Raw genomic sequence first — 21,102 nt, forward strand, 5'->3', positions numbered from 1 at the left:
GCACGGGAGTGGCGGCCCGTCCTCCCCCCGTCGGACGGGCCGCCGGTTCACGGGCGGGCGCAACCGGTCAGTCGGCTCTGCCAGGGCTGCCGAAGCGGAAGGCGGAGAGGCGGAAGTCACCGTGCAGGGTCAGGCGCAGGTCGCGGACGCCCTCGGGCGGGGCGTCCAGTTCGCCTGCGATGGTCTGCCACGCGTAGCGGTCGCCGGTGAGGGGGACGTCGAGCTCGGCCAGCACCTGGTCGCCCACCCGGACGACCAGCCGCGCCTCGCTGGGTCCGGCGTCCTCGCGGGCGGTCTCGGCCTCGATCCGGACGGCCCCGGAGAGGTCGACGTCGCGGAAGAGAAGCGTCCCGGGCCGAGCGGGGTCGGTGGGCGTGACCGCGTCACCGTCCGTCCGAGTGGCGTCGACGAGGGTGACGTCCGCGTAGTCGTCGAAGTCGACCGCCAGGGTCCGCCGTTCCACGACGACCCGGGGCGCCGAGGCCGTCCCGGTCACCGTCAGCGGTGCGGTGAGGACCGGGTGATCGGCGGAGCGGGCGACGATGATCTCGTAGCGGCCGGGATCGACGGTGAAGGCGGAGGTGGCGACATCCCAGTGGGCGAGCCGTTCGGCGGGCAGTCGGAACGTCAGCTCGCTGCTTCCCCCTGGTTCCAGGCGCACCTTGCGGAAGTCGGCCAGGCGCAGCTTGGGCGCCTCGTGACGGGCGTCCAGTGCCCGGACGTAGAGCTGCGCCACCTCGCTGCCGGCCCGGGCACCGCTGTTCACCAGGGTCACCGTGATGTCGACCGCGCCGTCCTGGCCGGTCGACGACCGCGACAACCGCAGGTCGCGGTAGGAGAAGTCGGTGTACGACAGGCCGTGGCCGAAGGGGTAGAGGGGCGCGGCCGAGTGGTACTGGTAGGTCCAGCCCGCTTTGATGATGTCGTAGTCGAGCGGGGCCGGCAGCGGATCGTCGCCCCGGTACCAGGTCTGCGGGAGGCGCCCGGCGGGGTCGGCCTCGCCGACGAGCACGGCGGCCAGCGCGTGGCCCGTCTCCTGCCCTCCGTGGGAGGTCCACGCCACGGCGGGCAGGTGCTCGTCGGCCCAGTCGACGGCGTACGGGTAGCTGCTCATCACCACGAGCGCCGTCTCCGGGCGCACGGCCGCGACCGTGCGGAGCAGCTCCTCCTGCGTCGCGGGCAGGTCGATGTCCGCGCGGTCCTCGGTCTCACGGCCGTTGATCATGGGGTGGTTGCCGAGGACGACGACCGCCGCGTCGGCCGCCTCGGCGGCTGCCCGGGCCTCGGCCGCGCCGTCGCGCAGAAGCTCTCGCTCCCAGCGTTCGGCGGAGTCCGGGGCATCGGCGGTCACGGTGACGCGGCCGTCGGTCGGATCCACGGCGGCGTAGCGGCCGGTGAGCACGGAGCGCAGCAGCACCGTGTCCGCCCCGGCCGGTTCGAGGAGGAAGGTCTCGTGGATCTCCCAGTTCTTGAGCACCTTCTGGTCGGCCGCCACGGTGGCGTCGTCCTTGAGGCTCAGGTAGTGGCCGGTGTCGGCGGCGCGGAGGGTCAGCATGCCGCGCCCCCAGTCGGTCACGTCGAAGGCGGTCTTGCCGAGGAGTTCGCCGGTGGTGCGGGAGCGCAGCGCGATACGGTCGGCGCCCTCCACCCGGACCACCTCGCCGCCGTGGGCGCCGAGTGCGGCAGCGAGGCCGTCGGCGATGGTCACCTGGTAGGGCATGGTCCCGCTGTACCAGTCCTCGCACAGCGTGTCGGCGAGTGGGCCGATGACGGCGATCCTCGGTGTCCGCGCCGGGTCCAGCGGCAGCAGGCCATCGTTCTTGAGCAGCACCACCGACTCCGTCGCCGCGTGCCGCGCCAGGGCGCGGTGCTCGGGGCAGTCGATCACCTCCGGTCCGATCCCGGCGTACGGATCGAGGTCGGGGTCGAACTCAGCGAGGCGGAAGCGGAGTTCGAGCTGGCGTCGCACCGCCCGGTCCACGTCGGCCTGTGCCATCAGGCCCCGCTCCAGCGCCTCGCGCAGCCGGCCGACCGGCGTGGCGCTGTCCTCGGCGTGGTCGGTGAAGCTGTCGATGCCGGCCTTGAGCGCGGCGGCGTGGGACTCGGCGTGGTCGTCGAAGTAGTGTTCCGGGTCGACCAGGTTGGAGGGGGCCTCGGCGTCGCTGACCACGAACAGCTCGTGTCCGGTGGGCCGCGCCCAGCGGCGCAGCTCGGTCTCGATCAGCGGGCTGACGTGGCAGGGGCGGCCGTTGACCAGGTTGTACGCGGCCATGGCTCCGGTCGCGGCGCCGGAGGCGACTACGGGCCGGAAGGCGGCCAGGTCGTACTCGTGGAGGACGCGCGGGCGCAGTCCGGAGGAGGTGGTGCAGCGGTCGTCCTCGTTGTTGTAGGCGAGGAAGTGCTTGAGAACGGGAGCCGCCCGCAGGTAGGTCGGGTGGTCGCCGGCCAGGCCCCGGCAATAGGCCTCGCCGAGCCAGGCGGTGTGCACCGGGTCCTCGGAGTAGCCCTCCTCGTTGCGTCCCCAGCGCGGGTCCCGCAGCAGGTTCAGGACGGGCGCCCAGGCCTGCAGGCTGTGAAAGCCGCCGCCGGTTGCGGGCCGGCGGTGGTGGTGGAAGGCCCGCAGCTCGACCGAGACGGCCTCGGCGACCCGGCGCACCAGGTCCTCGTCCCAGGTGGCGCCGAGGCCGACGGCCTGCGGGAAGACCGTCGCCACCCCCATCCAGGAGACCCCGTGCAGGGCCTCGCTGCCCGTACGGAAGGCGGCGAGGCCGAGCCGTGGGACGGCCGGCACGTACTGGTGCAGCATCGCGATCCGCTCTTCGGGCGTGAGTCGTGAGAGCAGGTCGTCGACGCGCTTCTGCAGTGGCAGCGCGGGATCACGGAAATCGGGCGGCTCGGATGCGGACGCGGGCGCGGAACTCACGTGGAAACCCCTCAGGCGAGCTGGTTACGGTGGCCGTTCGTCGAAGCGCTTCGACGTTCGCATCCACCGCCCTGACCTGTCAATGAAAGCCGCAGAGAAACTGTTTTCCCATCAGCTCCCCCGGGCCCCGCGAAACCACTCCGTCACTCTCCATCGCCGAGTCAAGCGGTTCGACGTCAGGCCCCGGTCTGCGCCCGCACGTCGACGACCCGTTCGAAGAAGAACTCGTGCTTGAGGAAGGAGACGTCGTACTCGTGACCCGGGTACGGCGGGATCAGCTGGGCGGCCTGGAACAGTCGCCAGCCGTCCTGCAGCGCGGCGACCCCCGACTCGTACGGCGGCTCGGCGCCGTCGCCCGTGGTGGGCGAGGTGCGGCCGGTGCCGTCGTAGCGCGACCAGCCGACGACATGGGAGTCCAGCGCCGAGCTCGCCAGGTACAGCACGAGCACCTGCTGCCGCAGCACCGGGGCGGCGGTGGCGTCTCCGGTGTCCGCCGACGGGGAGGGGATCGCTTCGGTCGTCATACCACCGTCTCCTTCGGGCGGTTGGATACCCGGGTCACCCAGTGGTCGAGGTCGAACCCGTCGTCGCCGGTCAGCTCCCGCCACAGCAGGATGCGGTTGTACCGCTCCAGCCGGCCGGTCGCTCCCTCGTACCACGGGAACATCGCGTCCAGCTCTGCGGTCACCTGCGGGTCGTGGAGGTCCGAGGTGTCCCACAGACGTCGTTGACGCACCCTGGGATTGAAGCGGATCTTGAACATGTAGCGGACGGTGTCGCTGTCGTTGCGCCGGCCCCCGTGCCAGATGCCGTGGTGCAGAAGCACCACCGTGCCGGCCGGGCAGACCAAGCGGTCCTGACCGCGCAGGTTCTGGTAGCGGCCGGTGTCCGATTCGTTGATCCGCCGCAGATGGCTGCCCGGCACACTGAGCGTTCCGCCCATCTCCAGCGTCACGGTCTGCGGGTAGTACATCAACTGGACGTCGAAGGCGTCCGGTCGGACGTCGATGATGGCGTCCCCGTGCAGCGCCTGCGCGGCGCCGCCGTGAGGCTCGCGGGTATGCACGAAGTGGTGGTCCACCCACGGCTCCGGGCCGACCAGGCTGCGCAGGGCCCCTGCCACCTGCGGCAGTTCCAGCAGCCTGCGGACGAAGGAGCCCTTCACGTACGCATCGGACAGCGGCGTCCCGTACGGCACCGGCGGCACCCCGCCCGCCAGTACCGCCAAGCCCTCGGCGTTCATCTCCGCCGGAACCACCGCGTCCAGCCGCAGTGACCCGCGCGCCACGAAGCGCGCCATCTGCACCGATCTCAGTAGTTCTTGCCTGTTCTCCATGACGGCCACGCTAGGTCCGGCCGCCCCGCACCGCGTGGGCCGCGTTCACCCTCAACTGGTCGATTTTCACCGTGCCGTCCGCCACCTCCATCGACGACCGCGCCCCAGGACCGGCCGCGTCCGCCGTGGTAGAACACGGACCATGCAGACGGTCCTCGCCCATCTCGACGAGCCTCCCGCTCTGGCCGCCCTCGGTATCGGCGTGCACGGTCCGGCCGGCCAGGTGGACGTGTTCTCACTGCCGGACCTGTGGCAGCTCCATCTGTACGGCTACGAGGCGGACTTGACGGTCGACGGCACCGAGCACGCGATCCGCCCCGGGCGGGTCAGCCTCGTACCGCCCGGAACCGAGGTGCGTTACCGCTACCGGGGCCGCTCCGAGCACCTCTACGCCCACCTCCGCCTGGGCTCGGCGGGAACACCCCACAGCATTCCCGTGATCCAGCGCAGCGGACCCGAGCTCGGCCTGCTCACCGCACAGTTGCGGCAGGCACTGGCCTCCTGGCCGAACACCCCGGCCCGGGCCACCGCCGAGGTGTGGGCCGCCCTGTGGCGCATCGCCCGGCTCACCCCGCCACGGGAGCAGAGCCCCCGGGCCGTTCATCCGGCGGTGGCGGCCGCGACGGCCCTGATCGAGGCACGGCTGGCGGAGTCCCTGACGGTGCCGGACATCGCGCAGGCGGCCGGCGTTTCCCACAACCACCTGACCCGGCTCTTCCGCGCCGCCACCGGGGAAACCGTCGTCGGCTACATCCGGGCCCGCCGGATGGAACGCGCACGCCATTTCCTGCGGGCCACCACGCTCTCCATCCCCGCCGTCGCCGCCTCGGTCGGCATCCCCGACCTCCAGGCGTTCAACAAGGCCTGCCGCCGTGAACTCGGGGCGTCACCTCGCACCATCCGTACCGCCGGCCCCGCCCCGCGCGACAGCGCGGCTCATGAGACGTCCACCTGGTCGACGGCCAGGATGGGGGCACCCGGCACACCACCGACGGCAAGACGATCTGGTGCGCACCGTCCCTCCCCCAGGCCTGCTGAACGAAGCCGGTGACTCCACCGCCCTGCGCCACACCCGAGCGCCACTGTGGTCGAGTGGTGCTACGTGATTCGGGGTCCGTCTCCGTGGTCGGGGACGGGAAGGCGCGCACCGGCCCGGAGGGCGGACTGGTGGGCGATGATGCCGGGGAGGGTGTAGCGGGCGGCGGTCCACGCGTGCAGCGGTGGAGGCGTTCGTGCCGTGACCGCGATGGCGAAGTCGTCGGCGAGGAAATGGTGACTTCCCTCGTGGCCGTTGGGTGCGTGCGCGAACTCGAGCGGGAGTCGAGAGCGGTCGTGGACGGGTGCCGTACCGGAGGCGAAGGCGTCGCGCAGTTCCGGGGCGACGTGGGAGAGCGCCGGGTCGTCGGGTGTGAGGGTGGGTGCGGGGTGCAGGTGCGCGGTGACGTCGCGCTCGCCCTTCTTGTCCTGCCACAGGCTGACCGAGCCGAGTTGTTCGAGGACTGCTTCCGTACCGAAGTAGCGGAAGCGTGACTCCTTGCCGATGCATCCGACCCTGCGGAACTCGTTCGTGCGGAAGCTGCCGCCTCCCGCGACTTCGAACAGGGCGGTGGCGTTGGAGAAGTCGTTGTCGAACTGGCTGATCTCGCGATCGAACACGCCGTCGCCGCGCTCGTCCGGAACGCCGATCGCCGAGACGCTCACGGCGTGCGTCTGCCAGGCGCCGAGGACTCCGCCGATCGAGTGCGTGGGGTAGAGCAGCGGCGGGTAGCTGGCAGTGGACTTCCAGTTCTCACCACCGCTGTACTTGTACGCGTCGTAGAAGCCCCAGTCCATGTCGTGGACGTAGTCGCCTTCCGCGTAGAAGATCCGGCCGAACGCTCCTGCGGCGATCTGGGCGCGCGCGTAGACGGTCGCCGGGTGGTAGTAGCTCGTCTCGCCCATCATGTAGATCCGGCCGGTCTCCTCGACCGCTGCGATGATGTCCGCGATCTCGGCCTCGGTCACGCCCATCGGGACCGCACTGTAGACGTCCTTGCCCGCACGCAACGCCTGCACGGCGAGGGGGCCGTGGGTCCAGCGCTGGGTGAAGAGGGCGATGGCGTCGAGATCGGAGTCGAGCATGTACTCGAACGAGGGGAGCGTACCGGCGAGGTCATGCTCGGTGGCGAGTTGCTCGGCGCGCTCCGGGAGCAGGTCGGTGACCTTGATGTCACCGACGTTCGGGTGCAGGCGCCAGAGTTTGGCGAACGAACCGGCGAACTGGCCGGCTCCGACGATGCCGAGTGAGAACACGCGAAATCTCCATCAGGAACGTAGGAGTGGGTGCGGGCTGGTGCCGGTCGCATGACGGTGCGGGCTTCGGCACTGCTCCATGACGATAGGAACCGAGTACCCGCGATGTCTGCACCGTTTCGAAGCGAGAACTTCTTGGATCCTCAGGGTGCTCTGGTCGACGAACCCTCGTACCTGCGCGGCTGGTCCGGACGCCCTACGCTGATGGCGGCAGCGCACCGGCACGACGACCTGGAGATCAACTTCGTGGCCGGCGGCGGGTCGATGCTCTATCTCTACGGCGGCGAACTCCTCGAAGTCGCGGTGGGCGGCCTCGCTGTGTTCTGGGCCGCGATCCCGCACCAGTTGGTGACGAGCCAGGCGACACGCGTCCACTGGCTGCATGTGCCCTTCGACCGGTTTCTCGCCTGGGGGCTGCCCCAACCGCTCCTCGCCCGTGTGCTCTCGGGGGTTCCAGTGATCTCTCCCGCAGCCCGTGCCGACGCGAGCGATCCGGCGAAGTTCACCCAGTGGGCCGCGGATCTGGCCGCGAGTGACGACGAACTGCACCGCATCGCGATGCTGGAGATACAAGCGCGCGTCCGACGCCTGGCGCTTGCCACGGTCGGCGATCCGGCACATCGACACGCCGGTGACGATCCGGCCCTGCGCCAGGCGGTGTCCATGGCGCGGTACATCGCACATCACTTCCGCGAGCCGATCACTGTCGCGGACGTCGCCGCGGCGGCGAATGTCCACCCGACCTATGCCATGACCCGGTTCCGCAAGGTCGTGCGCACCACGATCGGCGAGTACGTGAAGCTGTACCGGCTCGCTGAAGCACGCCGGTTGCTGGTGACCACCGACCTTCCCGCGAGCCAGGTGGCTGCGGCCGCCGGCTTCGGCTCGGTCAGCCGTTTCTACCGGGTCTTCGCCGACGCGTGCGGAACCACCCCGGCACGGTTCCGACACGGACGCGGGCTCTGACTCACCTGACGACTCCCCGTCCCGGTGAGCCGAGAGCCCGCGCGGCAGCCTGACGGCCGGCCCCCGGGCCCTGCAGCGTGACCGCACTGATGGCGGCGCTTCTGTCCGGACTTGGCGCCGCCGCCCCCGACGCCACCGTCCTCGTCGCCTCCCTGACCGTGTCCACCAGCGGATCCGAAGAGCCGAAGCCGAACGTGGAGCTGGATCTGAAGCGCGGTGTCGAAGCGCTTCTCCACCCGCAATGAAGACAGTCTCCGCGGTTGGGACCCTTGTCTCTCGCGAAACCTGTCCGTTATCTTACGACTGGGGTGAAGCGCTTCGACAGTCGCCGCTGTCCGGCCTGCGGGGGTCGCGAACCGGGGTCCGGAGCGGCTCGCGGAGCACATCGCACCCCGCCCTCACCGCCGTCTCCGGCCCGCGCAGACCCGTCAGAGCACGACTCCGACTCCCCGTACACGAGGAACCGCCCGGCACTGACCTCGAAAGGGCCGCCATGACCAAGGAACAAGGGACCTTCCACTGGGGGCACGAGGCCCTTCACCTCGACATCGTCCTCGATGAGGACGGCAGGCCGGGCCTCACGTACCTCGGACTGCCCGACGAAGCGCGGACAGTCCCCGGTACGTCACTCCCCCTGGTGGAGGTGACGGCCGCGGGTCACGGCCGCGACTGGTCGGGCAGCCGCCTGATCGGAACCTCTCTCGGCGGGCGACTGCGCCACCGGGCCCACCGAGCGGCCCGCGACGGCGACTGGCACACGCTGACCGTGCATCTCCACGACCCGGAGACCGGGCTGGTCGCGGAGGTGACGTACCGGTCACCAGACGGCATCCCCGTGCTCCGCAGTGAAGTGACGCTGCGCAACGAAGGGCACACCACCTTGCACCTGGAGTCGGTCAGCTCGCTCGCGGTGGGCTGCCTCACCCCACGGGACCCGGCGGCCGTCGACGCCGCCGACCTGCTGTGGGCGGACAACGACTGGCTCGCCGAGTGCCGCTGGCAGCGACAGCCGATGCGCCGGACCACACCCGGCGTCAGCGGACGCGTGACGTACGGGCACGGCAAGGCGGGCTTCGCCCTGAACGGACAGGGCGCATGGTCCAGTTGCGGACACCTGCCCATGGGAGGCCTGACGGACCGGCACACCGGACGCAGTTGGGTGTGGCAGATCGAGCACAACGGCGGGGGCTGGCGCTGGGAGTGTCAAGAGCACGACGAGGCGGCCTACGCTGCGCTGTTCGGGCCCACCGACACCCACCACGGCTGGCGGCACTCCCTGGAGCCCGGCGCCGTCTTCCGTACCGTACCCGCCGCGCTGGCCTTCAGCGCCGACGGCGGCCCCGACTCCGCGTTCGCCGCGCTGACCCGCTACCGCCGCGCCCAGCGCCGCCCTCACGCCGACCACGAGCGCCTGCCCGTCATCTTCAACGACTACATGAACTGCCTGATGGGCGACCCCACCACCGACAAGCTGCTGCCGCTGATCGACGCGGCGGCCGCGGCCGGCGCCGAGCACTTCGTCATCGACGCGGGCTGGTACGACGACGGTGACGGCGGCTGGTGGACCAGCGTCGGCGCCTGGGAGCCGGCCGGCTCTCGCTTCCCCGGCGAGAAGGGGATCCACGAGGTACTGGACCACATCCGCCGACGCGGCATGGTTCCCGGCCTGTGGCTGGAGCCGGAAGCCATCGGCGTCCGCAGCCCCATGGCCGAGTCCCTGCCCGACGAGGCGTTCTTCCGCCGCGACGGCGCCCGCGTCACGGAGACCGGCCGGCACCACCTGGACCTGCGCCACCCGGCCGCCCGTGCCCACCTGGACCAGGTCGTGGACCGCCTGGTCGGCGAGTGGGACGTCGGCTACCTCAAGCTCGACCACAACATCGACCCCGGCTCCGGCACCAGCGCCCACCCCGGCGAGACCCCGGGCGACGGCCTGCTCGGCCACAACCGGGCGCACCTCGACTGGCTCGACGGCGTCCTCGACCGGCACCCGCACCTGGTGGTGGAGAACTGCGCCTCCGGCGGCATGCGCTGGGACGACGCCATGCTCTCCCGGCTGCAGCTGCAGTCCACCAGCGACCAGCAGAACCTCCACCTCTACGCGCCCATCGCGGCCTCCGCTCCCACCGCCGTCACCCCCGAACAGGGTGCCGTCTGGGCGTACCCCCGGCCGGAGGACTCCCTCGAAGAGGTGGCCTTCGCCATGACCAACGCGCTGCTCGGCCGGATCCATCTCTCCGGCCGCATCACCGAACTCGGGCGGGAGGCCCGCGCCCTGGTCCACGAGGCGGTGGCGGTGTACAAGGCCATCCGCGCCGACCTGCCGCAGGCCGTACCGTTCTGGCCACTGGGCCTTCCCGCCTGGGACGCCCCCTGGATCGCCCTGGCCATGCGTACGCCCGCCACCACCTACCTCACGGCCTGGCGCCGCTCAGGAACCGACGCCATGGCGACGCTTCACCTGCCCCACCTGCGGAACACCCCCGCCCGTGTCGACCTGCTCTATCCCTCGGCCAGTCGGGCCGATTCCGACTGGCTGCCCGACACGGCGGAGCTGAGCCTGACCCTGCCCACCACGCCGTCCGCCGTCCTGCTCCGCGTCACCCCCATGGCCCCTGGCGCTCCCTGAACCACCCCGACCACGCCACGACTCCCTCACGAATCGACGAGAGGACCTGTAAGGTGCCCCCTCTGAGCCGGCCGGACGAACGCATCACCAACCCGGTGATCCCCGGCTTCCACCCCGACCCCAGCGTCTGCCGCGTCCGCGACGACTACTACCTGGCCTGCTCCAGCTTCGAGTACTTCCCCGGCGTACCCCTCTTCCACAGCCGCGACCTCGTCCACTGGACGCAGATCGGCAACGCCCTGGACCGGCCCGAGCAGTTGCGCCTGCCGGCGGACATGCCGTCCTCCGGCGGGATCTACGCCCCCACCCTGCGCCACCACGACGGCCGCTTCTGGTTGATCGTCACCAACTGCAGCGAGGGCGGCGGCAATTTCATCGTCACGGCCACCGACCCCGCCGGACCGTGGTCGGACCCCATCTGGGCGCCGGGTGTCCCGGGCATCGATCCCGACCTGGTCTGGGACGAGGACGGCACCTGCTGGTGCACGGTCGCCGGGGTCTCGCAGGTCCGTATCGACCTGTCCACCGGGCAGACGTACGGCACACCGCACGGGCTCTGGTCCGGCGGGCCCGGCGCCAAGGCCCCGGAGGCGCCGCACCTGTACCGGATCGGCGATTACTGGTACCTGCTCATCGCCGAGGGCGGCACCGAGCGCGGCCACGGCGTCTCGATCGCCCGCGGCCTTTCGCCTACCGGCCCGTTCGAGCCGTGCCCGGCCAACCCGGTCCTCACTCACCGCGGCACCGACCACCCCGTCCAGAACACCGGGCACGCCGACCTGGTCCAAGGCCCCGACGGCTCCTGGTGGATGGTGCTGCTCGGCGTACGGCCGGGCGGCGGAACACCGGGCTGGCACGTGCTCGGCCGGGAGACCTTCCTGGCCCCCGTGACCTGGGCGGACGGCTGGCCGGTCGTCGGCGAGATCGCCCTGGACCTGCCCGAGCTCCCGTGGCCGCTCTCCCCCGGCCCTGTCGAGGAGCAGCGCGACGACTTCGACCTGGCCGGACTGCGGCCATCCTGGATCTCCCTGCGCGACCGGCCGGCCGAACATTGCACCACCAAGGAGCGCCCCGGCTGGCTGACCCTCCGCGCGCGGGCCGGCTCCCTGGACCAACCCGACGTGGTGTTCACCGGCCGACGCCAGCAGCACCTCGCGTGCCGGGCGCGCGCTCTGGTCGATCCCTCCGAGGGACGCGGCGGCCTCGCCGTCCGGCTCGACGAGCGGCATCACTACGCGATCGAGGCGTCCGGTACGAAGGTGCGGATCATCGCCCACGTCGGCGACCTGCGCACGGTCGTGGCAGCGCGGTCCGTGCCCGCCGGGCCGGTGGTCCTCGCCGTCACGATCACGGAACCACCGGCTCCGCACGGACCGTGCACCGGCCCCGACGTCGTCTCCCTCGGCGTCGAGCAGCCCGACGGCACGTACACCGGTCTCGCGACCCTCGACGGCCGCTACCTGTCGACCGAGGTCGCCGGCGGTTTCACGGGCCGGGTCATCGGCATGTACGCCGCGGCCGGCACCGTCCACTTCGACTGGTTCGACTACGAGCCCCTCGACGGCTGAACGGAGGCCCCCTCCCGCTGCCGCCCCGAACCCGAGAACGGTACGACACGCAGCACCCGGGGGCCTGCGAACGGAGCCGTGCACCCTCCGTCGAAGCGCTTCAACGAAGGATGGACAACGCGCTGTGCTGGGGATAGGGTCGGCATACATTTCACGCAGGAGCGATACGCTCAACTGATCGAAGCGCTTCATAAGGCTGGGAGAGCTGGATGGTAACCCTCGCCGAGGTCGCCCGGCACGCCGGAGTGTCGGCGAGCACGGTGAGCTATGTCCTCAGCGGCAAGCGGCCCATCTCCGCGGCCACCCGACTGCAGGTCGAGCAGAGCATCCGCGAGCTGGGATACCACCCGAACGCGGGCGCGCGGGCGCTGGCCAGCAACAGGTCGAACATCATCGCGCTGATGGTTCCCCTGCGCACCGACATGTACGTGCCGGTGATGATGGAGATCGCCATCGCGGTCGCCACGACGGCCCGGGCGCACGGGTACGACGTACTGCTGCTGACCGGCGAGGAGGGTCCCGAAGCCGTCCGCCGCGTCACCGGCAGTGGGCTCGCCGACGCGATGATCCTCATGGATGTCGAACTGGACGACGAGCGGTTGCCGTTGCTGCGTAGCGCCGACCAGCCGTCCGTGCTGATCGGACTGCCCGCCGACCCCTCTGGACTGACCTGCGTCGACCTCGACTTCAGGGCGACCGGCGCGTTGTGCGTCGAGCATCTGGCGACGCTCGGGCATCGCGACATCGCCGTCATCGGCGAGGCCCCCGCGGTCTACGAACGGCACACCGGCTTCGCCGAGCGCACCCTCGACGGACTCCGTTCCCGTGCACGGGAGTTGGGCATCAGGATGTTGCACCGGCCCTGCGGCGGGGGCTACGACGCGATAGCCGCCATCCTCACCCGCATCCTCGATGAGCGCCCGGGCACCTCCGGGTTCGTCGTGCAGAACGAGCAGGCGGTCGAGCCACTGCTCGCCCTGCTGCGCCGGCAGGGCCGCGCCGTCCCCGAGGACGTGTCGGTGGTCGCGATCTGCCCGGACCAGGTGGCCGTCCAGGCCTCGGTCCGACTGACATCGGTCTCCATCCCCGCGCAGGAGCTGGGCCGGCAGGCGGTGGAGCGCCTGGTCGCCAAGATCGACGGTCGCGGCACCGACGAAGTCTCGCTGATCGCACCAGAGTTGACGGTGCGGGCGAGTACCGGGTCGGCGCCCTGACGCGTGGGCCGGTGAGACGTACGGGGCAGCCGTCGGTGAGCGCCGTCACCGCTCAGCCGTACTCGGGTGTAAGAGGTGACGACGACGCGCTCTGCGTTCGGATCACCGAACACAAGGGCGCCGTGATGGCCGTTGCCGCTCAGGAAGCCGACCTCCCGACGGGCGGCAGGGTGTGGCTCCCCGGTGCCGTGGACGGGCCCGTCGACAGCGGTCATGGCCGGAGCACCGCCACGCCGTAGCGGCCGAGGGTGACCCGGTCGGTGACGGCGTTCCCCGTGAGGAGATCGTGGTGAGTGCCGGGCACCTCGACGGTCACCGGCTCGCGACCGTGGTTGAGCACGAACAGCGCTTCGCCCCGGCGGACGGCCTCGACCTGCTCGGGGAGGCCGTCGAGCACCGGTCGGACGCCTGCGGCGGAGGCGATCCGGGCCAGCAGGTCACGCAGCGCCTCCGGCTCCGGGAGCGTGGAGACGTACCAGGCCCGGCCCTTGCGCAGGACGGCGGGCAGTCCGTCGAGTTCACCGCCTTCGTAGGGCACGGTCTCGTCGGCGGAACCGTCGGCCTCCAGCTCCTCCGACCACAGGGACGCCCTGAAGCCCCCGCAGGTGACGGTCTCCCCCACGTCCAGCGGCCACCACTCGTGCAGGGTGCGGATGCCGAACAGTTCTCGCAGCCGGTGATCCATGCCACCGGCGCGGACCCGGTCGTCCTCGTCGGCGACGCCGGTCTGGAAGCCGCAGACGAGGGTGCCTCCCCTGCGGACATGGGCGAGGAGCTGGTCGATCGCCGCGTCGGTGAGGGCGTAGAGCTGCGGCACGACGACCACGGAGTACGGCGTCAGGTCGTGCTCGGGGTGGGCGAAGTCGGTGGTGAGGTGCGCCTGCCAGAGGGCTCGGTGCCAGGCGTGCAGGACGTCCGGATAGTCCACCCGGCCGGACAGGCGGCCGTCCTGGGCGCCGGCCCACCAGGCGTGCCAGTCATGCAGGATCGCGATGTCCGCGGTGATGGTCCGGCCGGCCGCCTCGGCGGCGATCCGCTGCAGCTCCGCGCCGAGCTGCTTGACCTCCCGGTACGTCCGGCCCTCCTCCCCGGCATGGCTGACCATGCCGGAGTGGAACTTCTCCGCGCCCTGCCGGGACTGCCGCCACTGGAAGTAGCAGACGGCGTCGGCGCCCCGGGCCACGGCCTGCAGGGACCAGAGCCGGTTGAGGCCCCGGGGCTTGGGGTGGTTCACGCCTCGCCAGTTGACGGGCCCGGCGGCCTGCTCCATGAGCATCCACGGCCCGTGCGCCTGGGAGCGGGTCATGTCCTGGACGAGGGCGCCGCTCTGAGCGCCCAGCGGGTCACGCGGATCCGGGTAGATGTCGACGGAGACCACGTCCTCCTCCTCGGCCCAACGCCAGGCGTCCTGGCCCATCCACAGCGGCATGAAGTTACTGGTGACCGGGATGTACGGGGTGTGGCGGCGGACGATGTCCCGCTCGGCGACGTAGCACTCCAGGAGCATGTCGGAGGTGAAGCGCCTGAAGTCCAGCACCTGGGTGGGGTTGCGCATGTAGTGGGGCAGGCGGGGCGGCAGGATGCCGTCCCAGGTGTCGTAACCCTGGCCCCAGAAGGCGCTGCCCCAGGCCTCGTTGAGCGCGTCGAGGGTGCCGTACCTCTCGCGCAGCCAGCGACGGAAGGCTGCTGCGGCCTCGTCGCCGTAGTCGAAGGTGCAGTACTCGTTGTTGATGTGCCACATCGTCAGCGCCGGATGGCCGGCGTAGCGGGCGGCGAGGTCCTCGGCGATGGCGGCGGCGTAGCGCCGATAGGTGGCGCTGGAGTGCGAGAAGTGCTGCCGGCCGCCCCACCACTCGGTGCGGCCGTCCTCGGTGACGGGCAGGGTGTCCGGGTGCAGTCGGCCCATCCAGGGCGGGGGCGAGGCGGTCGGGGTGGCGAGGACGACGCCGATGTCGTTGTCCCGCATCAGATCCATCAGCATGTCCAGCCTGTCGAACTCCCTGGCGCCAGGCTCCGGTTCCAGCATCGACCAGGCGAAGACGCCGAGGGTGACCGAGTTGACCCCGGCCGCCTTCATCAGCCGGACGTCCTCGTGCCAGGTCTCCTCGGGCCACTGCTCCGGGTTGTAGTCGCCGCCGAAGAGAAGGCGGCCGCGGGTCGCGTCGCTCAGGTCGGGCATCAGACGGGCTCCCCGTACTGCACGCCGCGCCCGTTGGTGCCGAGGTAGACCCGGCCGTACACGCGCGGATCGCCGGTGACGGCCCGGCCGATCCAGCCCCACTGGTGCTGGTCGTCGTTGATCCGCACCCAGCTCCTCGCCTCGTCGTCGGAGCGGTGCACGGCGTTGAAGCCCTCGGTCGCGCCGACCATGTAGATCGCCGGGTAGGTGGCGCCCGGGGCGGCCTTGCCGAAGCCCAGGGTGTGCGAGGACTGGCAGCTGCCGACCTTGGTGAAGGTGGCGCCGCTGTCGGTGGAGCGGTACAGCCCGGCCTCCTTCGCGCTGAGCCACAGATCACCGGAGCGCCCCGGTGCCGCGGTCAGCTGGAACTGCGCGTCGCCCGAGGGCAGGTCGGTGGCCGTGGCGGTGAAGGTCAGGCCGCCGTCGGTGCTGGCGTGGACCGTGCCGGCGGTCGTGTCGTAGGCGTAGAAGCTCGTCGGGTCCATGGGGTCGGCGACCAGGACGGCGCCCTTCGGGACGGAGGTGGCCTCGGACCAGGTGGCGCCGTTGTCCGTCGAGCGGTACGCCGGGTTGACGATGCCGTTCGAGGACCCGGGGGACCACAGAAGCACGCTGCCGTCGGCGTTGGTCACGATCGGGCCGGGCGCGTCCTTGGCGGCGGCCGGCTGTGACGCGAAGGGCGACCAGGTCTGTCCGCCGTCGTTCGACCAGGCGCCGTTGGCGCTCCCGCTCCAGCCGGTCCGCACGACATACGAGGGTCGGGCCGCGGCCTGGGCGAGCCCCGTCGTCGAACCGAACACGGGGTTCGACGCCATTCCGCGCGAGGGGGATGCCGTGAGCGACTCGTGGTACATCACGCCGATGTCGCCGTTGCCGCTGATCAGATGCGCCTCTCCGACCGGCGGCGAGATCAGATGGAGGATCGCGGTCTCCTCCAGGCCGCGGATCTGCGGCGCCCAGCGCCTGAGGTCGCGCGTGCCGTACAGGGTCGCGCCGGTGCCGTGGACGACGTGCCCGGAGTCGAACGGGTCGAGGCCGAGGGCCTGGATCCACCAGCCGAACTTGGGCTTGTCGCCACCCCACTTGAGGTAGGGGGTCTCGGAGACGTCGAGGACGGCCTCGTCCTTCAGGGACGTCCAGGTGCGGCCGCCGTCGGTGGACCGGAAGACGGTGTCGATCTCGGCCCAGCGGTTGTTGGTGGACACGACCAGCGTCCCCGGCCGACGGGCGTCGACGGCGATGCCGCCGTAGCCGAAGGCGTCGGTCCCGCCGTCGCTCGTCACCCCGCCGGGCTTCACGGGGGTGACCTCGGTCCACTTCCCGTTCGTCGTCAGCAGCTTGTGCACGCTGCCGTCGGACTGACCGTTGGGGCCGGGGGCGTTGGCATACGTCACGTACAGCTCGCGGGTGAGACGGTCGTACGCGGCGCGGATCGGCACCCTGGCGGCGGTGCCGGTCGGCTGCCACGGGACGGGCTCCCACGTCTTTCCGTCGGACGTGCGGTACAGGTTGGGGCGGTCGGCGGTGCCGTCGGAGTCGCCCCAGCCGGCGTAGACGGTACGGCCCGCGGCGACCAGGAGGGTGATGCCCTGGCCGGTGGCGCTCGGAGTGGCGGGGAAGGCCGCGGACTGCCAAGTGGCTCCTCGATCAGTCGACTTGAGCAGTCCGTCGTGCCGGGTGCCGAGCCACAGCGTGTCGCAGTTCCGCGGGTCGACCAAAAGCCGTTCACCGCATCCGCGCCCGTCCTCGTTGGCTCCGAGCTTCACGGTGAGGTCCGCGCGCTTCCAGGTGGCACCGCGGTCCTCGGACCGCAGCACGGCCCCGTTGCCGGCCCAGGGTTGCGTGTACGTGCCGAGGGCCAGGTACAGCCTGTTCCGGTGGGTCGGGTCGACGGCCATGGCCTCGACGCCGAGGAGGTTCCAGTCGTCCCAGCCGAGGTGGTCGGTCAGCGGGATCCAGCGGTCGGTGCGGTCGTCCCAGCGGTAGGCACCCCCGATGTCGGTCCTGGCGTAGGCAAGGCCCCGTACCGACGGGTGGAACAGCACCCCGCTGATGAACCCGGTACCGCCCATGACGGCGCCGCGCCACCGGTAGCCGCTCTCGGCGACGGCCGAGGGGGCGGCGGCCTGCGCCTGCCCCGAAACCACGGGCAGGGAGACGACCGCGGCGGCGGCAGCGGAACCGGCGAGAACGGAGCGCCTGCTGAGGTGGAACGTACTCATGACATACCTCGGTCCTGAGACGAAAGGGGAGATTCGAGCTGGGATCGTGGCGTGGGGCCATGTCGATGTGCGGCTCCGCCGCGTGGGCGCGACCAGAGGGCGTCAGCCCTTGATGGCTCCCGTGAGCATGCCCTTCTTGAAGTGCCGCTGGACGAACGGGGAGGCCACGGCGACCGGGATCAGCGCGAGGACCATGACGGCCATCTGCAGTCCCAGGGACGAGAGTTGGCCGGTGCGGACCGCCTGCTGGAGGCCGGTCGGCGCCTCGGTGTTCTTCTGGACCAGCTGGATGAGCACGTTCTGCAGCGGCATCATCTGCTGGTCGCTGAGGTAGATGGACGCGTTGAACCAGGCGCTCCAGTACCCGACCGCGTAGAACAGCGAGATGACGGCCAGCACCGCGCGCGACAGCGGCATGATGATGGTCAGCAGGATGCGCATCTCACTGGCCCCGTCGATGCGGGCGGACTCGGTGAGTTCGGGTGAGATCGCCATGAAGAAGGCCCGCAGGACGAGGATGTTGAAGACGCTGACGGCACTCGGCAGGATCAGCGACAGATAGGTGTCGGTGAGGCCCAGCGACTGCACCAGAAGGTACGTCGGAATGAGGCCGGCACCGAAGAACATGGTCGCCATGATGGCCATCAGGAAGAACCGATGGCCCAGACTCCCCGGCCGCGACAGGCCGTAGGCCGCCAGCACCGACACCGTCATCGAGAACAGCGTGCCGACGAGCGTGACACCGACCGACACCATGATCGCCCGGCTGACCTGGCCTCCGCTGAGCAGTTCCGTGTAGTTGACGAAGGTGATGCCCTGGGGGATCACGACGAGGCCGCCGACCTGGTCGATCACGGGCTTCGGCGAGAGGCTGGTGACGATCACGATCCACAGCGGACCGAGCACCCCCAGACAGGAGAGCACGAGGAAACCGCCCTTGGCGGCGAGTCCCGCCTTGCTCGGCGGTTCCTCCCACACAGGGCGGGCGGGAGCCTTGAGGCTGCGGATGAGCTGCGTGTTGAGGCTCACTTCTTGTACACCCCCTGCTCGCCCAGCAGGTGCGCGAACTTGTTCGCGCCCAGGACGAGACAGACTCCGATGAGTCCCTTGGCCAGGCCGACCGCGGCCGCGTAGCTGAAGTCGCCGTTCTGGATACCCATGTTCCACACGTATGTGTCGAGGACCTCGCTGGCCCCCGCGCCGACCGCGTACCGCTGGAGCAGGAACTGCTCGAATCCGACGCTCAGCGCGTCGCCCACCCTGAGGACGAGGAGCAGGGCGATCACCGGGCGCAGCGCGGGCAGCGTGATGTGCCACATGCGTCGCCAGCGCCCCGCGCCGTCCATGGCGGCGGCCTCGTACAGGTCGGTGCTGACGGCGGACAGCGCCGCGAGGAAGACGATGATCCCCCAGCCGGCGTCCTTCCACACGGCCTGCGCGGTGACCAGATACTTGAAGAGGTCGGCGTCGGTCATCAGGTCGAAGCCGCTCCACCCGTGCTTCTCCAGGGTCTGCGCGACGATGCCCGCGCCGCCGAGGATCTGCTGGAACACGGTGACGACGAGGACCCACGAGAAGAAGTGCGGCAGATACATGATCGCCTGCGCCACGGCCCGCACCCGAGGCCGGATCACGCTGTTGATGACCAGCGCGAGGACGATGGGGACGGGGAAGAACAGCACCAGTTGGAGCACGAACAGGACGATGGTGTTCTTCGTGGCGCTCCAGAACAGCGGGTCGTCGAGCATCCGCGAGAACTGCTCCACGCCCACCCACGGGCTGTGGAAGATCGCCGTGATGCCGTTGCTGGAGACGTACGGGTCGTACTCCTGGAAGGCGACCACGTTGCCGAGCAGCGGGACGTAGTTGAAGAGCAGGAGCAGGGCGATGACGGGCAGCGTCATCAGGACGAGCGCGCGGTCGCGGCGCCACCGGACACGGAAGGGGACCTTGCCGGCCTTGCCGGCCTTGGCGGCCTTGGCGGCCCTGCGCGGCACGCTCTCCTTCACGGTGGCCGCGGCGACCGCGGCCCTCGGCTCTTCGACGGCCGCGGAGGGTCGCGTCCCGTCGGGCCTGCTCCCGGCCGTGACGGACATCAGTTGCCGCTGCCGTTCTTGTCGAGGAGCTCCTTGTACCAGTCGCGCAACTTGTCGCCGCCGGAGGATTTCCAGGTGGAGATGGCCTGCTGGATGTCGGAGAACTTCTTGTTGCCGCGCACGAAGTCGATCTCCAGCTGCTCGAACTGGCTGGAGAGGGTGGCGAATCGGGTCGGCTCGACGATGTTCATGCCGTAGGTGGACGTCTTCTTGACGAAGGCACCCTGCCGCTGCTGCCACTCGACCTGCATGCGGGCGATGTCGGGGAGGTCGGGGTGGGCGGTGTAGGGAGCCGGGGCCGCCAGCAGCACCCAGGCGTTGTTCACCTCCTGGACACCCAGGTCATTCTTGACCGGGGCGCCGTTCTCGACCGTGTAGTGGGTGCCCTCGACGCCGTAGTCGACGAACATCCGCTCCTTGGTGCCGTAGGGTGCTGCCGCGAAGTTGGCGGCGGCCAGCGCGTTCTCGACCGTCTCCTTCGAGGCGCCCTTGCGGATCATCGACCAGATGCCGGCGGGCTGGCTGGGGTACAGCGTCGGGCTGCCGCCGTCGGCGCCGAAGTAGTCCATGCCGTGGATCTCGAAGTCCGGGTTGGACTGGGCCTGTTCGGTGGTCTTGCCGTACCAGGCGGACATGTCGTTGTTGAAGACCAGGATCTGTCCGGAGGTGAACCGCTGGCTCGGGTCGCCCGTGTTCGCCTTGTCGTCGGGATGGACGACGCCCGCGGCGAACAGCTTGCGGACCCACTCCAGATGTTCGAGGTACTCAGGGTGCTCGATGCGGTACGTCAGCTTGCCGTCGTCCCCGATGTTCCAGCCGAGCGACCCGGCAGGGAGGACACCGAAGATGCCCGCCGCCGACCACCTCATGTCCCCACAGGCCCACACCTTGGCCTTGGCGCTGGTGGCCTCCTTGGCCCAGCCGAGAAACTCGTCGGCCGACTTGGGAACGGTGTAGCCCTTCTTGTCGAAGATGTCCTTGCGGTAGTAGGGCACGATGCCGGGCACGGCGGCAGCGGGCATCGGGATCCCGCGCAGCGCGCCGCCGAAGATGCTCATGCGCCAGGAGTCGGACGGGATCGCGGCCAGGTTCGGGTACTTCTTGACCTTGTCGCCCGCCAGGTAGGGGCCGAGGTCCATGAACTTCGCGGTGACCGCGTTCGAGATCTTGCCGACCAGTTCCCAGCTCGGCACGACCACCATGTCGGGTATGGAGCTGGAGGCGAGAACGGCACCGAGCTTCTCACCGTAGGTGTTGCCGTCCTGGTTCTGCCAGGTGATCTTCGTGCCCGCCGCGGCGTCGAGCGCCGTGTAGTACGCGCACCCGGGCTTGGGCGGGGTGCCCCAGAGCGGGGCCATGATCTCGATGGGAGCGCCGGTGCCGAGCCGTGTCGGGACCGAGGAGGCGAGGGTCGCGAGGTCGACCTTGCTGGTGTAGCCCGCCGACGAGCCGTTCTTCGACGGAATGTCCGGCTTGGCGACCGTGCTGGCGACATAGGTCGGAAGCAGCTTGTCCGCGGCCTTGCCCGACGTGGCGCCCTCGCGCGACCCGCCGCTCCCCGAATCGCTGCAGGCGGTGAGGAGCGGCATTCCCCCGGCCACCGCTGCGGTGGCGACCGCCGTGGAGGCGAGAAAGCTTCTCCGGCTCAGTCCGGAGGAGGCGGCATTCGGCGTCATT

General features: G+C 70.5%; 15 protein-coding genes and 1 pseudogene. 6 read left to right on the forward strand and 10 right to left on the reverse strand.

Annotated features, from left to right (window positions below; genetic code table 11):
- Positions 1–67: 67 nt before the first annotated feature.
- From N5875_RS01305 to N5875_RS01315, 3 genes are all read right to left on the reverse strand, one after another.
- Positions 68–2,923 carry a glycoside hydrolase family 3 C-terminal domain-containing protein gene (locus N5875_RS01305; protein WP_338491297.1) on the reverse strand — a complete coding sequence of 952 codons (2,856 nt, stop codon included), beginning with the start codon at positions 2,921–2,923 and terminating at the stop codon, positions 68–70.
- Positions 2,924–3,099: 176 nt separating this feature from the next.
- Entirely contained in the window at positions 3,100–3,384 is a 285-nt protein-coding gene (locus N5875_RS01310) for a hypothetical protein (RefSeq protein ID WP_338499052.1), read from the reverse strand.
- Between the two features lie 59 nt (positions 3,385–3,443).
- Positions 3,444–4,259 carry a phytanoyl-CoA dioxygenase family protein gene (locus N5875_RS01315; RefSeq protein WP_338491301.1) on the reverse strand — a complete coding sequence of 272 codons (816 nt, stop codon included), beginning with the start codon at positions 4,257–4,259 and terminating at the stop codon, positions 3,444–3,446.
- Positions 4,260–4,401: 142 nt separating this feature from the next.
- Between N5875_RS01315 and N5875_RS01320 the strand changes: the two genes are divergently transcribed.
- Positions 4,402–5,310, forward strand: a complete 909-nt coding sequence (locus N5875_RS01320; protein WP_338491304.1) for a helix-turn-helix transcriptional regulator — start codon at positions 4,402–4,404, stop codon at positions 5,308–5,310.
- A 47-nt stretch (positions 5,311–5,357) separates the two neighbouring features.
- Here the strand turns inward: N5875_RS01320 and N5875_RS01325 are convergent, their stop codons facing one another.
- Positions 5,358–6,551, reverse strand: a complete 1,194-nt coding sequence (locus N5875_RS01325; protein WP_338491305.1) for a Gfo/Idh/MocA family oxidoreductase — start codon at positions 6,549–6,551, stop codon at positions 5,358–5,360.
- A 105-nt stretch (positions 6,552–6,656) separates the two neighbouring features.
- Here N5875_RS01325 and N5875_RS01330 point away from each other — a divergent pair, with 105 nt between their 5' ends.
- The 5 genes from N5875_RS01330 to N5875_RS01350 all read left to right on the forward strand — a co-directional run bounded on the left by N5875_RS01330 (position 6,657) and on the right by N5875_RS01350 (position 12,928).
- Positions 6,657–7,517 (forward strand): helix-turn-helix domain-containing protein, encoded by an 861-nt coding sequence (locus N5875_RS01330; protein WP_338491306.1) that lies wholly within the window; start codon positions 6,657–6,659, stop codon positions 7,515–7,517.
- Positions 7,518–7,594: 77 nt separating this feature from the next.
- On the forward strand, positions 7,595–7,762 hold the full coding sequence (locus N5875_RS01335) for a hypothetical protein (protein ID WP_338491307.1): 168 nt from the start codon (positions 7,595–7,597) through the stop codon (positions 7,760–7,762).
- A gap of 248 nt (positions 7,763–8,010) precedes the next feature.
- Positions 8,011–10,146: an alpha-galactosidase gene (locus tag N5875_RS01340; RefSeq protein ID WP_338491310.1), complete on the forward strand. Its 2,136-nt coding sequence runs from the start codon at positions 8,011–8,013 to the stop codon at positions 10,144–10,146.
- A 53-nt stretch (positions 10,147–10,199) separates the two neighbouring features.
- Positions 10,200–11,714, forward strand: a complete 1,515-nt coding sequence (locus N5875_RS01345) for a glycoside hydrolase family 43 protein (protein WP_338491313.1) — start codon at positions 10,200–10,202, stop codon at positions 11,712–11,714.
- A 209-nt stretch (positions 11,715–11,923) separates the two neighbouring features.
- Entirely contained in the window at positions 11,924–12,928 is a 1,005-nt protein-coding gene (locus N5875_RS01350; protein ID WP_318210359.1) for a LacI family DNA-binding transcriptional regulator, read from the forward strand.
- A 23-nt stretch (positions 12,929–12,951) separates the two neighbouring features.
- Here the strand turns inward: N5875_RS01350 and N5875_RS01355 are convergent.
- The 6 genes and pseudogenes from N5875_RS01355 to N5875_RS01380 all read right to left on the reverse strand — a co-directional run.
- Positions 12,952–13,143, reverse strand: a pseudogene (locus N5875_RS01355) (hypothetical protein); the annotation flags it as partial.
- Positions 13,140–15,107, reverse strand: coding sequence for a beta-galactosidase (locus N5875_RS01360; protein ID WP_338491316.1), 1,968 nt, complete (start codon positions 15,105–15,107; stop codon positions 13,140–13,142). The pseudogene N5875_RS01355 and the gene N5875_RS01360, both read right to left, overlap by 4 nt.
- On the reverse strand, positions 15,107–17,329 hold the full coding sequence (locus N5875_RS01365; RefSeq protein WP_338491318.1) for a 1,4-beta-glucanase: 2,223 nt from the start codon (positions 17,327–17,329) through the stop codon (positions 15,107–15,109). The genes N5875_RS01360 and N5875_RS01365 overlap by 1 nt, the downstream gene beginning before the upstream one ends.
- Positions 17,330–17,431: 102 nt before the next feature.
- A complete protein-coding gene (locus N5875_RS01370) occupies positions 17,432–18,358 on the reverse strand; it encodes a carbohydrate ABC transporter permease (protein ID WP_318210362.1) in 927 nt (308 codons plus the stop codon).
- On the reverse strand, positions 18,355–19,425 hold the full coding sequence (locus N5875_RS01375; protein WP_318210363.1) for an ABC transporter permease subunit: 1,071 nt from the start codon (positions 19,423–19,425) through the stop codon (positions 18,355–18,357). The genes N5875_RS01370 and N5875_RS01375 overlap by 4 nt, the downstream gene beginning before the upstream one ends.
- Positions 19,425–21,101, reverse strand: a complete 1,677-nt coding sequence (locus N5875_RS01380; protein WP_318210364.1) for an extracellular solute-binding protein — start codon at positions 21,099–21,101, stop codon at positions 19,425–19,427. The genes N5875_RS01375 and N5875_RS01380 overlap by 1 nt, the downstream gene beginning before the upstream one ends.
- Between the last annotated feature and the right edge of the window lies 1 nt (position 21,102).

It is taken from the genome of Streptomyces sp. SJL17-4, assembly GCF_036826855.1.
In the GTDB taxonomy this organism is placed as follows: Bacteria; Actinomycetota; Actinomycetes; order Streptomycetales; family Streptomycetaceae; genus Streptomyces.

Bases quoted from the DNA above. Each gene is read 5' to 3' on its own strand.
- N5875_RS01315 (WP_338491301.1), bottom strand. From the start codon at position 4,259: ATGGAGAACAGGCAAGAACTACTGAGATCGGTGCAGATGGCGCGCTTC.
- N5875_RS01320 (WP_338491304.1), top strand. From the start codon at position 4,402: ATGCAGACGGTCCTCGCCCATCTCGACGAGCCTCCCGCTCTGGCCGCC.
- N5875_RS01330 (WP_338491306.1), top strand. From the start codon at position 6,657: ATGTCTGCACCGTTTCGAAGCGAGAACTTCTTGGATCCTCAGGGTGCT.
- N5875_RS01340 (WP_338491310.1), top strand. From the start codon at position 8,011: ATGACCAAGGAACAAGGGACCTTCCACTGGGGGCACGAGGCCCTTCAC.
- N5875_RS01350 (WP_318210359.1), top strand. From the start codon at position 11,924: ATGGTAACCCTCGCCGAGGTCGCCCGGCACGCCGGAGTGTCGGCGAGC.
- N5875_RS01360 (WP_338491316.1), bottom strand. From the start codon at position 15,107: ATGCCCGACCTGAGCGACGCGACCCGCGGCCGCCTTCTCTTCGGCGGC.
- N5875_RS01365 (WP_338491318.1), bottom strand. From the start codon at position 17,329: ATGAGTACGTTCCACCTCAGCAGGCGCTCCGTTCTCGCCGGTTCCGCT.
- N5875_RS01375 (WP_318210363.1), bottom strand. From the start codon at position 19,425: ATGTCCGTCACGGCCGGGAGCAGGCCCGACGGGACGCGACCCTCCGCG.
- N5875_RS01380 (WP_318210364.1), bottom strand. From the start codon at position 21,101: ATGACGCCGAATGCCGCCTCCTCCGGACTGAGCCGGAGAAGCTTTCTC.